Below are 14,587 nucleotides of genomic sequence, written 5' to 3'. Positions count from 1 at the left end.
AGGTTGCCTAACTGCAACGTTCATTCTTTAGGGGATAAAGTAAAAGGTAATCTTGAGGAGGTTCGCTATGCCAAAACGTAAAGCTGGTTATGAAGAGGTGCTAGATGACGTGGTTGAGACGCTCAAGCATAGCCCTGATGAAGTAAACCATGTGATTGAAACATCGGGGAAAGTGGCTCAAGCAGCCAACGACTTGACCAAAGATGAGATGGCGCTGGTGTCTGCGTATGTAAAATCCGACTTAAAAGAGTTTGCAGATAGTTACGAAGATTCTAAAAGCGGCCCATTTTATCTAATGGTTGCTGATTCTATTTGGCAAGGCTTGCTCGACATCACCGACCGAACCAAGGTCGAATGGATGGAGCTGTTCCAAGATTTAGAGCATCAAGGTCTTTATCAAGCAGGTGAAGTGATTGGTTTAGGGCACTTAGTGTGTGATGAGTGTGGGCATAAAACTCAATATAATCACCCCACGGAAATTATTCCGTGTATTCACTGTGGTCATAAAGGGTTTAGTCGTAAGCCTCTAAACCCTTAAAAGAACCTAGTTTGTTATAGCCCAACCGTTTGACTTTGCTTGGTCTACAGGAAAGGACTCTAGTACTTCTTTTTGACCCTCGGTACCAAAGTCAATCATTTGGATATTGAAGCTGGAATTGCTACCCGAGCGCGTAGCTTCTCCATAAAAGCCGACTTTGGAAATGGTCAGTTGGTTTGCTTCAACGTCGAATGAAAAATTGGTCGGAAACTCTAAGTAAGAAAGGCCATTGTTGAATATTCTTTTAGATTTCGCATGGCATTTGAAGCTTTCGATTTCGTAATTATCTGGAGGAAGATTATCAATTAGCCCGTATCCAACATACATATCTTCAACAGGATCGTAGCTCATTGCTACTTGTCTCTCGCTTCCTGCAATATCGAATGACAGTCTTCCGCATGGGTGAGAACTGAAGCCAGAGACTTTCAGTGCCACGGGCAAAGCCACAGCGCCTGTTTTATTGTCGACCTTGCTCAGACTAGTAGTTTGGCAACCCACAAGGATTAATGGAGAAAGTATAAGTAGTAATTGTTTATTTTTCATAATTTTAGCCAATGCGCTTTCTTGGAGTGATGTAATTTATCAATATATTCATAGAGGTCAACACTCATTCTGCTTTTTGTGGGAGATTGAGCACAGTTGCAATAAAAGGATGCGTATAAAAATAGCTGGAACGTTTCGTTTCCACATCAGGCAGCACTCTAAAACAAAAAGGGTGACGTTTTCACATCCCCCTCAAGATACTTTAATTCCTTAATCTCCAGCCAATCACTAGACTCAACATCACCCAAATATACAGCGGCCAAGTGCCCACTTGTCGATAAGGTGTTTCTCCGGTAGTGGACGCAATTTCCGCTCTTAATACTGCGGTTTCGAATTGTGGCACTTGGGCGGTGATATGACCCAAGTGGTCAGTCACAGCGGTCAGGCCGTTATTTGTCGCACGGATAACGGGTTTCCCTAATTCTAGGGCGCGCATGCGAGCAATTTCCATATGTTGTAAAGGTCCTATCGATTTACCAAACCAAGCATCGTTAGACAGCGTAAGAATGTAATCTGTTTGGTCATTGACATTTTGTCTGACTTGCTCGTTAAAGATGATTTCATAACACAGCGCTGGTGCCATCTGCTTATTATTGGCGCTGATGTTCGGTTGGATAAAGTTGCCTTTGCTAAATGATGACATTGGCAAATTAAAGAAAGGTGCAATCGGTCTTAAGATGCTTTCAAACGGAACAAACTCACCAAATGGAAGTAGGTGATGTTTGTGATAGCGCTTGTCCATGTCGTAGCTGTAATCACCGTAAGGCGTTTGACCAAGAGTTAAAATGCTGTTGTAGAACTTTTTGTCTTCTCCTTGATTCACAATACCAGTGATAACGGCACTGTTATTCATTCGAGCAGCAGCATCAAGATTGCGAAGGAATGACGAAATCTCAAATTCAAAAGCGGGGATAGCCGCTTCTGGCCAAATGATAATATCTGCGTCCCAGTTTTCTCGGGTGAGATCGGTGTACTTCATTATGGTTGGCCAGCGTTGACTCGGTTGCCACTTTAGCTCTTGGGGGATATTGCCTTGAATCAGAGCGACCTTAGTGACCTTTTCAGGGTTAGAAGTTACCCACTGAGCGGATTGTAGCCCAAAGCCAGTCATGACAATAACCGCCGGAATTACTAGGTGTAGCCATTGGCGGTTTAGTGCTGAGTAAGCAATAGCACCTGCACTGATTAGGACGAGTAAAGTGAGCAGTTCAACGCCACCAATTGGGGCGAAGTTAGCCAGTGGACTTTCTATTTGACTGTAACCCAACCATAGCCATGGAAAACCAGTCATAACCCAGCCACGTAGCCAATCAAAAGTGAGCCACAGAGCTGGCGCTGCTAATAAATAACGGGTTCGATTCCCGTTAGGGAAGAAACGATTCAGGCTCCAAGAAAAGAGTGCTGAGTATATGGCAAGGTAGCCGATAAGCAGTGACATTAAAAACACACTGGCTATCTTTGGCATGCCACCGAAATTATCAATACTGACGTGCACCCAACTTACGCCAGTTGCAAATTGACCTAGACCCCAAGCATAACCAATCCAGAGCGCGCGCTTCGCGGATTGCTGGTGGATAAGTAAAAGCAGCAGAGCAGGGCTGATAAAAGCGATTGGCCAAAGCTCGTAAGGAGCAAAGGCAAGTGTCGTGGATGCGCCAACAAAAACGGCCGCGAGCGGCCGTTTGAGGCGATGAAAAAAGGAATTGATCATCGGTATTATTCTTTTTGTTCCCGTTAGGGAGCGTAGCGTTACTCTTCGGTAGAGTCTGTAATGAGCTCTTCGTCAGGGATGGTCACTTGTAGCTGTAACACACGGCGGTTGTCAGCAGAGGTAACTTTGAAGTTATATCCTTCAATTTCTACTACTTCACCGCGCTGTGGTAAGTGACCGAATGCTGTCATTACCATGCCACCTACAGTATCGACTTCTTCATCACTAAATGATGTGTTGAAGGTGTCATTGAACTCTTCGATTGTTGTCAGAGCTTTCACTGCAAATGTGTGTTTGCTCAGTTTGCGAATATCCAGTTCTTCTTCATCGTCGAATTCGTCTTCGATTTCACCAACGATTTCTTCAAGAATATCCTCGATAGTCACAAGGCCAGAGACCCCACCAAACTCATCGACAACGATAGACATGTGATAACGTTCTTCACGGAACTCTTTCAGTAGGCGGTCTACACGCTTACTTTCAGGAACAACGACCGCAGGGCGGATAACTTGTTCAATATCAAATGGTTCGCTGCCAGAGCCTAAGTATTTAAGTAAGTCCTTCGCAAGCAGAATGCCTTCTACATGGTCTTTATCCTCACTGATTACCGGGTAGCGAGAGTGCTGAGCATCAGTGATAAGGTTGATGAGAGTGTCTAAATCGTCACTACGATCAACCGTAACCATTTGCGAACGCGGTAACATGATGTCACGCACACGCATTTCAGAGATCTCCATAACACCTTCTAACATGTCGCGGGTGTCGTGGTCGATCAGGTCATTTTCTTCTGAGTCGCGGAATACTTCCACAAGCTCTTGGCGATCTTTTGGTTCACCTTGAAAAATTTGCCCTAGGCGTCCGAAGAAGGACTTTCTACTCGGACCTTCAGATTTTTCTTTCTTACCTTCTAGAGAAGAGGGCGAATTGTCTTCGTTCATTGTTTCTCATTTAAGTAACGCTATCAGATGTGTGATAGCTCACGTTAGTAGAGCTAAGTGATTACTTACACTACTCTTTCTCATCAATGTAGGGGTCATTAAACCCCATACGTTGCATGATTTCTGTTTCGAGTGACTCCATCTTTTCAGCTTCGTCATCTTCGATATGATCATAACCTAGCAGATGCAAGCTACCATGTACAACCATATGCGCCCAGTGAGCCATTAGAGGTTTGTTTTGCTCGATGGCCTCACGTTCAACAACTTGGCGGCAGATGATTAAATCACCCAATAAATCGATCTCAATGCCCGGAGGCGCTTCAAATGGGAAAGACAGCACATTGGTTGGCTTGTCTTTACCACGATAGTCATGGTTAAGCTGGTGGCTTTCTTTTTCATCCACTAAACGAACCGTTACTTCAGCCTGTGGTTGAAAGCTTGTCACAGCTGAGCTTAACCAGAGATGAATATCGTCAAAAGTCGGTAAGCCGTTTTCATCTTCGACCGCTAATTGGAGATCCAGTTCAATACTCATGCTTAGTTACTCTCTTTTGCTGTCGTATTGCTTACCGTTGCCGCTGCGTCAACTAGGGCTTGGTTAGCCGCCTGCTGAGCTTCGCGCTCTTCGCGGCGGATACGGTCGCGTTCTTTGCGCTCTTTCTGATCTTTCGCTTCCCATTTCTCATAAGCGTTAACGATGCGAGCGACCACTGGGTGGCGAACAACATCATCGGCTAAGAAGAAGTTGAAGCTGATGTCATCGACATCACTTAGCACTTCGATCGCATGACGTAGGCCTGATTTAGCTCCGCGAGGTAAGTCAATCTGAGTGATATCACCAGTAATAACCGCACGAGAGTTAAAGCCGATACGGGTTAAGAACATCTTCATCTGTTCTACGGTCGTATTTTGGCTTTCATCTAAGATGATGAATGCATCGTTTAGTGTTCGACCACGCATATAAGCTAGCGGTGCAACCTCGATAACGTTACGCTCAATCAGTTTTTCCACTTTCTCGAAGCCTAACATTTCAAAAAGGGCATCGTATAGTGGACGAAGGTATGGGTCGACTTTTTGGCTTAGATCTCCTGGAAGGAAACCTAATTTCTCACCGGCTTCTACGGCTGGGCGAGTTAACAAAATACGGCGAATTTCTTGACGTTCGAGCGCATCAACGGCCGCCGCTACGGCTAGGTAAGTTTTACCTGTACCTGCTGGGCCGATACCGAAAGAGATGTCATGAGTCACCATGTTCATCAAGTATTGACCTTGGTTTGGTGTACGTGGCTTGATGACGCCTTTCTTGGTCTTAATGAACACTTCTTTGCCGTGTTCGAAGCTCGCTTCTAGATCTTGCTCTAACACGCCTGTTTCTTTGATCGCAAGATGGATTTCGTCTGGTTCAACATCCGGAATGTTGCCGCGAACAGGCGCCGTGTTTACGTAAAGCGTTTTAATGATTTCAAGCGCAGCTGCACTAGTATGTGGCTTGCCTACGATAGTAAAGAAGTTACCACGGTAGCTAATTTCAACGCCTAAACGACGCTCTAAATGCTTGATATTATCGTCGAAAGGACCACAAAGACTGGCTAGACGGCGATTGTCAGAAGGTTCTAGATCAATTTCTAGAGTTACAATTTTATTGCTCAAAGTTGCCTCTCATTGTTTGTCACTCTAAAAAAGCCCGATTTAGACCGGGCTTTTAGTGACCTTATATACCTTTCTCTAAGATGGTATCAGAGTCGGGTAAATTCAAGCTAATTTGTAGCTTAAGGCGTAAAGGTTGCTACACCTAGCTCATCTTCGCGCTTAGTTTTTGCCATCATCTGAGTTGGAGAGATAACTGTGCGAAGGTCCATATCTTTTTCAGTGCGAACCAGATCACCACGTAAAGAGTTAGCAAATACGTCAGTGATCTTCACATCAACGAACTGACCGATTAGGTCTGCGCTACCTTCAAAGTTCACCACGCGGTTGTTTTCAGTACGCGCGCGAAGCTCCATTAGGTTCTTCTTCGATGGGCCTTCAACAAGAACGCGCTGCTCTGTATCAAGCATTAGGCGTGAGTAACGCATTGCTTGAGCATTCACTGTTTGTTGCAGTTCGTATAGACGTTCTTTTTTCTCTTGTTCTGGCACGTCACATGGGTAGTCTGCTGCAGGAGTACCTGGACGAGGAGAGAAGATAAAGCTGAAGCTCATATCGAAATCAACGTCTTTGATTAGCTTCATTGTGTCTTGGTGATCTTTCGCTGTTTCACCTGGGAAGCCAACAATGAAGTCAGAACTGATTTGAATATCAGGACGCGCTTTACGTAGCTTACGAATGATTGACTTGTATTCGATAGCCGTATGAGGGCGCTTCATCATAGTAAGGATACGGTCACTACCACTTTGTACTGGTAGGTGCAGGAAGCTTACTAGCTCTGGGGTATCTTCATAAACTGCGATGATGTCGTCAGTAAACTCTAGCGGGTGGCTAGTGGTGAAACGAATACGGTCGATACCATCGATAGAAGCAACAAGACGAAGCAGTTCAGCGAATGAACAGATATCACCTTCGTGTGTTGGACCACGGTATGCGTTTACGTTTTGACCTAGTAGGTTTACTTCACGTACGCCTTGATCAGCTAGCTGTGCGATTTCGAATAGCACGTCATCCATTGGACGGCTAACTTCTTCACCACGTGTGTATGGTACAACGCAGTAAGTACAGTACTTAGAACAACCTTCCATGATAGAAACGAATGCAGTCGCACCTTCAGCGCGAGGCTCAGGAAGACGGTCAAACTTTTCGATCTCAGGGAAAGAGATGTCCATTACTGGCGCTTCATTCGATTGAGATTGTTTGATCATCTCTGGAAGGCGGTGCAAAGTTTGTGGACCGAAGATTACGTCTACAAAAGGTGCACGTTCACGGATGTGATCACCTTCTTGTGTTGCAACACAGCCGCCAACACCGATAACGACACCTTCTTTCTTATCTTTTAGCGTTTTCCAACGACCAAGCTGGTGGAACACTTTCTCTTGCGCTTTTTCGCGAATTGAACAGGTATTAAGAAGTAGTACGTCTGCCTCTTCTGGTTCTTCCGTCAGCTCATAGCCGTTAGCCGCGTTCAGTAGATCCGCCATTTTTGATGAATCGTATTCGTTCATCTGGCAGCCCCAGGTTTTAATTAGCAGTTTCTTACTCATTTTGTTCGCTCGATCGTTAGTTTAAATTAAGGGAGCAAATCGCCCAGTGTTACTTAAGGTCACCGATAAAATGTAATGCTTGATGACCAAATTTTCTGCTCACAGTGCAGAGAGCGGCGTATTGTACTGCTTTAAAAACCAACTGACTAGTGTTGCGGATAAATCAATTCAAAGCGTTATCAAACAAGGGATTTGCCCGTATAGCAATTGAGGTTTTTGGTTACATTTTGGTAATGAAAACGTACAATAAAAAACAGCCAAATAATCAATATGATGAAGTACAAATTATGAGCGATTTTGATGTTGCAGTGATTGGTGGAGGCATGGTTGGAGCCGCAACCGCGATTGGTTTTGCCAAGCAAGGCCGTAAAGTAGCGGTGGTTGAGGGGGCCAAGCTCAAGCCATTTAGCTCAGAGCAACCATTAGATATTCGTGTTTCTGCTATTTCTGAGCATTCAGTTTCTATTCTGACAGAGTTAGGAGCATGGGATGCAATTGAAGCTATGCGAGTTTGCCCCTATCGACGTTTAGAAACTTGGGAGCACCCTGAGTGTCGAACTCGCTTTCATGCTGAATCACTGAATATGGAACAGCTAGGCTACATTGTTGAAAATCGGTTGATCCAACTCGGCTTATGGCAGCAGTTAGAATCGCTCGATAATGTAACGTTTTATTGTCCTGATACGCTGGATGACATTGTATTTGGTGCAACGAATCAGATTAAGCTGTCATCGGGTCAATCAATCTCTGCAGAGTTAATTGTCGGTTCTGATGGCGCTAACTCAAAAGTTCGCCAGTTAGCCGGTATCGGTATTACTGCTTGGGATTATCGTCAGCACTGCATGTTGATCAATGTTGAAACTGAATTGCCTCAGCAAGATATTACTTGGCAGCAGTTTACGCCGTCTGGTCCAAGATCGTTTCTGCCTCTTGCATCGCTTCAGACCGATGGAAAAGAGAGCGCACAAGGATCGCTGGTTTGGTATGACTCACCAAGTCGTATTAAGCGTTTATCAGCAATGTCGCCGGCTCAGTTACGTGAAGAAGTATTGACTCACTTTCCGCAAGAGCTTGGTGATGTCAAAGTGCTTCAAGCTGGCTCATTCCCATTGACGCGACGTCATGCGCAATCTTATTCAGCCAATCAGTGTGTTCTTGTTGGCGATTCTGCTCATACGATTAACCCACTAGCAGGGCAGGGCGTCAACCTTGGCTTTAAAGATGTTGAAGTGTTACTTGAGGTGACTGAAGGGAAAGAGACCTTATCTCAAGCTGTATTAGCGCAATATGAACGAAAACGTCGCCCAGATAATCTGCTAATGCAGTCGGGAATGGATTTTTTCTATAAAGGTTTTAGCAACGATATTGGGCCGCTTAAGTTGGCTCGCAATGCTGCGCTGAAGATTGCTGAAAATACTGGGCCACTTAAAGCGCAGGTGTTGAAGTATGCTCTTGGCTTAAACTAAGCCTCAGTGATTTTTACGCGCAATAAAAAAACGCAGCCAACTGGCTGCGTTTTTAATGTTTGGCTAAGTAAGATTACTTAGTTACACGTAGTACTGGAGTCTCACCAACAGTTACAGAACCAGAAAGCTTGTTCAGCTCTTTGATTTCGTCCATGTTTGAGATAACTACAGGAGTAAGTGTTGACTTAGCTTTCTCTTCTAGAAGAGCTAGATCGAATTCGATGATAGTGTCGCCAGCTTTAACTGATTGACCTTCTTCAGCGATGCGCTTGAAGCCTTCGCCTTTTAGTTCAACAGTGTCGATACCGAAGTGAACGAATAGCTCAACGCCGTCGTCAGATTCGATAGAGAACGCGTGGTTAGTTTCGAAGATCTTACCGATAGTACCGTTTACAGGAGCTACCATTTTGTTGCCAGCAGGCTTGATCGCGATACCGTCACCAACGATTTTCTCAGCAAAAACAACATCTGGCACATCTTCGATGTTTACGATCTCACCAGAAAGAGGTGCGATGATTTCGATTGCACCAGCGTCAGCGCTGTCGTCAGATACTAGCTTCTTAAGTTTGTCAAACAGACCCATTGTGTCATGCTCCTAACGTTTTCGTTTAATTCTGTCGAATTATAGTATACCAATCTTACGAGATAGACGACTTTTTTTACCGTCTATCTCATTGGAATTAGTTGATTATTGAGTTTTCTCTGCGATGAATTTTTCTACAACTGCTTCAATTTCTGCTGCTGTTGGTAGAGAAAGTGCCTCTTCAGCCATCGCTTTAACTTCTGCGAAATTAGAGTTACGGATAACCTTCTTCACTTTAGGGATAGAAATACCGCTCATTGAGAACTCATCTAGACCCATACCTAGTAGAAGTAGAGTTGCACGCTCATCACCTGCAAGCTCACCACACATACCAGTCCATTTGCCTTCAGCGTGAGAAGCATCGATAACCTGCTTGATCACTGTTAGTACAGCTGGAGATAGTGGGTTGTATAGGTGAGAGATCATCTCGTTACCACGGTCTACTGCTAGTGTGTACTGAGTCAGGTCGTTAGTACCGATAGAGAAGAATGCTACTTCTTTCGCTAGGTGGTGCGCGATAGCTGCTGCTGCTGGAGTTTCAACCATTACACCGATTTCGATGCTTTCGTCGAATGCTAGACCTTCAGCGCGAAGTTCAGCTTTGTACTCTTCGATTGCATTCTTAAGTTCACGGATCTCTTCAACAGAGATAATCATTGGGAACATGATGCGTAGCTTGCCGTGCGCAGATGCACGTAGGATGCCGCGTAGCTGGTCACGAAGGATTTCACGACGGTCTAAGCTGATGCGTACTGCACGCCAGCCTAGGAACGGGTTCATCTCTTGTGGAAGATCCATGTAAGGAAGATCTTTATCACCACCGATGTCCATAGTACGGATGATTACCGACTCACCGTTCATTGCTTCAGCAACTTCTTTGTACGCTTGGTACTGCTCTTCCTCAGTCGGAAGTGCATCACGGTCCATAAATAGGAATTCAGTACGGTACAGACCAACGCCTTCACCACCGTTACGGATGATGCCGTCACAGTCTTTTACAGTACCGATGTTACCGCAAACTTCAACGCGGTGACCGTCTAAAGTCTCAGCGTGTAGATCTTTTAGCTTAGCTAGTTCTTCTTTCTCAGCAACGAATGCCGCTTTTACTGCTTTCGCTTCTTCTAGCTCTGCTTCAGATGGGCTGATAACGATTTTGTTGTTCATCGCATCAAGAATCAGCATGTCGCCATTCTTAACTTGTTTAGTGATGTCGTTAGTACCAACGATAGCTGGAAGTTCAAGTGAACGAGCCATGATTGAAGTGTGAGATGTACGACCGCCGATGTCACAAGCAAAACCAAGAACGTAGTCTAGGTTGATCTGAGCTGTTTCAGATGGCGTTAGGTCGTAAGCAACTAGGATAACTTCTTCATTGATATCGCTTAGAGAAACGATATTGATGCCTAGTGCGTTTTTAACGAAACGTGTACCGATATCACGGATGTCAGTTGCTCGTTCCTTTAGGTATTCGTCGTCTAGAGATTCTAGAGCGCATGCTTGCTCTTCAATAACTGTATGAATCGCGTTATCAGCGTGCATTTTCTCTTTTTTGATGAGTGCTAGGATTTCTTCCTCTAGCTCTTCATCTTCAAGAAGCATGATGTGACCTTCAAAGATCGCTTCTTTTTCTTCACCGAAAGTCTCAAGTGCTTTTTGCTTAACAACTTCTAGTTGAGCTGAAGATTTGTTACGAGCGTCAAAGAAACGTTGAACTTCTGCTTCAACTTGGTCTTCAGTGATAGTGTTAGTGTTTAGAACGATTTCATCTTCTTGAAGTAGTAGTGCTTTACCGATAGCAATACCAGGAGATGCTAGGATGCCTGAAATCATAGCCTTACCTTAAATTGGTCAACTTTAAAAACGGGAGAATAATGAGTGCGCTAACGAATATTTGTAGCTTATATTTTGGCCTATTTCCAACAAAGCCATTTTGCTTTCACAAAATGGCTTTGAAAATAGGAGACCGAATTAGTGTAGTTGGTCCATTAGAGCAACTAGGTGGTCTACAGCTTGTTGAGCTTGAGGGCCCTCAGCTGAGATAGAAACTACTGTACCTTTAACTAGGCCAAGAGTTTGTAGTTTGAAAAGGCTCTTAGCGCTAGCGCTTTTACCGTTAGAAGTCACAGTGATGTCCGCGTCGAATGCTTTAGCTTCTTTAACGAACTGTGCAGCTGGACGAGTGTGAAGACCGTTTTCTGCAGTGATTTCTACTTGCTTCTCGTACATGTTATATACCCCAATTGATTTATTTTTGATAGTTTCTTAACCAGAACTAGCTTAACTGCAAATAGTATATTCTGCTAGATGCAGAACGTTCATTTCGTGTCAGAACTGATACTGGTTGTAAATTATTCAATCGCGATTCCAGTCTATGCTTTCTTTCGCCATTGATAGAAATTCTTATTTAGCTCTTTATTTTGAAGCTAAAAATAAAACAGACCCGATATTACCAAAGGTGAGGCAGGGATCAACAAAAAAGCCCCTGAATGGGGCTTTTTTAGGCGAAAAATTGATTTGACACCGTATTACTGTTGGTTCTCTTTTTCAGTAAAGATGCCAGCAAATAGGGCTGTACTTAGGTAGCGTTCACCAGAGCTAGGTAGGACGGTTACAATAGTTTTTCCTGCAAATTCAGGTAGTTCCGCTAAGCGGTTCGCAGCCACAACTGCAGCGCCTGATGAGATGCCTGCTAGAATACCTTCTTCTTCCATTAGACGACGAGCCATCTCAATTGCTTCATCAGAAGTGACAGCTTCTACGCGGTCTACAACTTCTAAATCTAGGTTGCCAGGGATAAAACCAGCGCCAATACCTTGAATTTTGTGTGGTGCAGGTTGAATTTCTTCACCAGCTAGAGCTTGAGCAATCACTGGAGATTCAGCAGGTTCTACTGCAACTGAAACAATGTTCTTGCCTTTTTCGCCTTTAATGTAACGGCTTGTACCTGTGATAGTACCACCGGTACCAACACCTGCTACGAATACATCGATTTCACCGTCAGTCGCTTCCCAAATCTCAGGACCAGTGGTCTTTTCGTGAATTTGTGGGTTTGCTGGGTTGTTGAATTGTTGTAGAAGTAGATATTTGTCAGGGTTGCTCGCAACGATTTCTTCTGCTTTAGCAATCGCCCCTTTCATACCTTTTGCCGCTTCTGTTAGCTCTAAGTTAGCGCCAAGTGCCTTAAGTAGCTTACGGCGCTCTAGGCTCATTGATTCTGGCATCGTGAGCGTTAGCTTGTAACCACGAGCCGCTGCAACGAATGCAAGTGCAACACCAGTGTTACCACTTGTTGGCTCGACTAACTCAACGCCTGGCTTTAGAGTGCCAGCTTTCTCTGCTTCCCAAATCATGTTTGCGCCGATACGACACTTAACACTGAAACTAGGGTTACGAGCTTCAATTTTAGCCAGTACTTTGCCGTTGCTGACTTTATTAAGGCGTACTAGAGGTGTGTTGCCAATTGTTTGCGAATTGTCTTCGTAGATTTTGCTCATGGTGTGATCCTTCATCTGATTAAGTACCTACTTAAATCAACACTATAGGGGATAAGTAAGCTTATGTTCTATATATGACGATAATGTTTGTCTGCTTAGAAGGTTATGGTAGGAATCAGGCCGAGAAAAGGATTAAAAAGTTATATGATATGAATTCAGACGAAGCGCACATAATAATGTGCGCTTCGATTAAGGTTGTTGCGAGAAACTAGCTTTGCTGGCTTTTAAACTCATTGACCCACATTGAAGTTGCCCCACAAACGGCAACAGGCATTACAATCAAGTTTAGGATAGGAATCGTCGTGAACACTGAAACCAGCATGCCGAATCCATACGCCTTGCCTTGTTTTTGTTTCAAACTGTAACGCATGTCATTAAACGTTACCTTGTGATTATCAAATGGGTAGTCACAGTACTGAATCGCTAAAATCCAAGCAGTAAAAATAAACCACAAGATTGGTCCTACCGTCTGGCCTAAAGCCGGTATTAGTAGTAGCAAGAATAAGCCGATTGCTTTCGGTAGCACATAGACAAGTTTGCGCCACTCGCGAGCCAAAATACGTGGCGTATCTTTAATGACCGCGAGCATTCCGTCATCATTAACCTTCTTTTGGGTTAAGTGTTCTTCCACTTTCTCAGCCAGTAACCCGTTGAATGGCGCAGCGATAAAGTTCGCCAGCGTACTAAAGAAGTAAGAAAAGGTTGCCAAAATAGTTAGAACTAGCAAAGGCCATAGCAAATAACTCAGCCAAGAGAGAAAGTCAGGTAATTGCCCCATTAACTTCTCAATCCAAAGGTTGAGGTTTGAGAAAAGATAAAACAGCGCCCCACCAACAAGAATGATATTGGCAAGTAGCGGCATCAGAACAAACTGACGAATGCCGGGAGTAAGTGCGAGTTCAATGCCGTGAAAGAAATATCCAAAGCCTGAACGTTGTTGTAAATGTGTTTTCATAATCATTACTAGTGGTGTAAAAACGAACGCTTTCTATCTTAACAAGAAAAAAGCGTGTTCAAAATCACAACATTATAGGAACTTCTAACATTAAGTTGTTCTAAAACAGGGGAGAGTTTTGGTAGAGTAACTCATAGTAAGGTTAAAACAGATTTGATATGGGTTATGTTGATTGGCTTATATCGAGCAAATGAGAGCTAAAAATGCAGGAACTGCGATTTGTACTCATAATTGTCGGAGCATTAGCGATTGCCGCTCTATTGTTCCACGGATTATGGACAAGTAAAAAAGAAGGGAAGGCCAAGTTTGGCAGTAAACCGCTTGGCAAGTTGGATGTCGACAATAATGACTCGGACGTAGTACCTGAACGAGCGTTTGCTCCAGAAGATGATTTTGAAATCATCAAGAAAGAGCGTAAAGAGCCAGGCTTTGTTGAGCAAGAGGAAATGGCTGCCGATCCGTTGATCGATAGCTATCCTGCAACTGATGCTCCTGAGCCCCAAGCGTACCCAGAAAAATCGACTGTTGCTGAAAAAGAGCAAGAGATTGAGCTAGAGGTGCCTTCATTCTCAACTAAGTCGTTTGATGAGGTGGAAGAAATAACACCAGTGGTGGCTGAGTCAGTGAATGAAGAGCCAGCAGTTGAACCAGAACTTGAAGTTGAGCAAGAGGCTCCATTAGAAGTGATCGTTCTGAATGTTCACTGCGCTGGAGAAGAAGCGTTTGTCGGCACTAAGCTATTTGATAGCATGCAACAAAATGGCTTGATCTATGGTGAGATGGATATTTTCCATCGTCATGCTGATCTCTCCGGAACCGGAAAAGTGCTATTTAGTGTCGCAAACATGATGCAACCAGGTACATTGAAGCATAATGACCCAGCTGAATTTACCACCAAAGGCATCTCATTCTTTATGACAATGCCATGTTTTGGTGATGCAGAGCAGAACTTTAAGTTAATGCTCAAGACGGCTCAGCAGATAGCAGATGATTTGGGTGCTAATGTTCTTGATGACGCACGAAACCTAATGACTCCAAACCGTTTGGATAGTTATCGAGCTCAAATTCAGCAGTTTAAAGCGGCTCAACAAGCTTAAGCCAACCGACCTAATTTAGAAGGCTCCTTTTGGGAGCCTTTTTTCGATCACGATAAAGTTGCGAAGAG

The 14,587-nt window shown here is 44.1% G+C and carries 14 protein-coding genes; 3 read left to right on the top strand and 11 right to left on the bottom strand.

All coding sequences use genetic code 11. The annotated features are described in order from the left end of the window. Window positions 1-67: 67 nt before the first annotated feature. On the top strand, window positions 68-538 hold the full coding sequence (locus VIA_RS18895) for a zinc ribbon-containing protein (RefSeq protein WP_004415133.1): 471 nt from the start codon (window positions 68-70) through the stop codon (window positions 536-538). Between the two features lie 6 nt (window positions 539-544). Here VIA_RS18895 and VIA_RS18890 read toward each other — a convergent pair whose 3' ends face one another. From VIA_RS18890 to miaB, 6 genes are all read right to left on the bottom strand, one after another. Beyond that, the gene (locus VIA_RS18890) at window positions 545-1,081 is read right to left on the bottom strand and encodes a hypothetical protein (protein WP_004417233.1); all 537 of its coding nucleotides are present in this window, start codon (window positions 1,079-1,081) and stop codon (window positions 545-547) included. 202 nt (window positions 1,082-1,283) lie between these two features. Further along, a complete protein-coding gene (lnt, locus tag VIA_RS18885; RefSeq protein WP_004415130.1) occupies window positions 1,284-2,792 on the bottom strand; it encodes an apolipoprotein N-acyltransferase in 1,509 nt (502 codons plus the stop codon). A 38-nt stretch (window positions 2,793-2,830) separates the two neighbouring features. Beyond that, on the bottom strand, window positions 2,831-3,730 hold the full coding sequence (gene corC / locus VIA_RS18880) for a CNNM family magnesium/cobalt transport protein CorC (RefSeq protein ID WP_004415129.1): 900 nt from the start codon (window positions 3,728-3,730) through the stop codon (window positions 2,831-2,833). 70 nt (window positions 3,731-3,800) lie between these two features. Further along, window positions 3,801-4,265 carry an rRNA maturation RNase YbeY gene (gene ybeY, locus VIA_RS18875; RefSeq protein ID WP_004417232.1) on the bottom strand — a complete coding sequence of 155 codons (465 nt, stop codon included), beginning with the start codon at window positions 4,263-4,265 and terminating at the stop codon, window positions 3,801-3,803. Between the two features lie 2 nt (window positions 4,266-4,267). Then, on the bottom strand, window positions 4,268-5,380 hold the full coding sequence (locus VIA_RS18870; RefSeq protein ID WP_004415123.1) for a PhoH family protein: 1,113 nt from the start codon (window positions 5,378-5,380) through the stop codon (window positions 4,268-4,270). Window positions 5,381-5,499: 119 nt separating this feature from the next. Beyond that, the gene (miaB, locus tag VIA_RS18865; RefSeq protein WP_004415119.1) at window positions 5,500-6,924 is read right to left on the bottom strand and encodes a tRNA (N6-isopentenyl adenosine(37)-C2)-methylthiotransferase MiaB; all 1,425 of its coding nucleotides are present in this window, start codon (window positions 6,922-6,924) and stop codon (window positions 5,500-5,502) included. 287 nt (window positions 6,925-7,211) lie between these two features. Between miaB and VIA_RS18860 the strand changes: the two genes are divergently transcribed. After that, on the top strand, window positions 7,212-8,390 hold the full coding sequence (locus VIA_RS18860) for a 2-octaprenyl-3-methyl-6-methoxy-1,4-benzoquinol hydroxylase (protein WP_038211120.1): 1,179 nt from the start codon (window positions 7,212-7,214) through the stop codon (window positions 8,388-8,390). 73 nt (window positions 8,391-8,463) lie between these two features. Here the strand turns inward: VIA_RS18860 and crr are convergent, their stop codons facing one another. The 5 genes from crr to cysZ form a co-directional block, all read right to left on the bottom strand. Further along, window positions 8,464-8,973: a PTS glucose transporter subunit IIA gene (crr, locus tag VIA_RS18855; RefSeq protein ID WP_004415112.1), complete on the bottom strand. Its 510-nt coding sequence runs from the start codon at window positions 8,971-8,973 to the stop codon at window positions 8,464-8,466. A gap of 105 nt (window positions 8,974-9,078) precedes the next feature. After that, window positions 9,079-10,803 (bottom strand): phosphoenolpyruvate-protein phosphotransferase PtsI, encoded by a 1,725-nt coding sequence (gene ptsI / locus VIA_RS18850; protein WP_004415110.1) that lies wholly within the window; start codon window positions 10,801-10,803, stop codon window positions 9,079-9,081. A 138-nt stretch (window positions 10,804-10,941) separates the two neighbouring features. Next, window positions 10,942-11,199, bottom strand: coding sequence for an HPr family phosphocarrier protein (locus VIA_RS18845; protein ID WP_004415108.1), 258 nt, complete (start codon window positions 11,197-11,199; stop codon window positions 10,942-10,944). Between the two features lie 299 nt (window positions 11,200-11,498). Then, a complete protein-coding gene (gene cysK, locus VIA_RS18840; RefSeq protein WP_004415105.1) occupies window positions 11,499-12,467 on the bottom strand; it encodes a cysteine synthase A in 969 nt (322 codons plus the stop codon). 208 nt (window positions 12,468-12,675) lie between these two features. Further along, entirely contained in the window at window positions 12,676-13,422 is a 747-nt protein-coding gene (gene cysZ / locus VIA_RS18835) for a sulfate transporter CysZ (protein WP_004415103.1), read from the bottom strand. 203 nt (window positions 13,423-13,625) lie between these two features. On the opposite strand from cysZ, the gene zipA reads away from it, so the two are divergent. Then, window positions 13,626-14,519 (top strand): cell division protein ZipA, encoded by an 894-nt coding sequence (gene zipA / locus VIA_RS18830; RefSeq protein ID WP_004415101.1) that lies wholly within the window; start codon window positions 13,626-13,628, stop codon window positions 14,517-14,519. Window positions 14,520-14,587: the final 68 nt, after the last annotated feature.

It is taken from the genome of Vibrio orientalis CIP 102891 = ATCC 33934, assembly GCF_000176235.1.
Taxonomy (GTDB): domain Bacteria; phylum Pseudomonadota; class Gammaproteobacteria; order Enterobacterales; family Vibrionaceae; genus Vibrio; species Vibrio orientalis.
The sequence above is the reverse complement of the archived record's forward strand: the minus strand, read 5'-3'. Positions and strand labels throughout refer to the sequence as shown.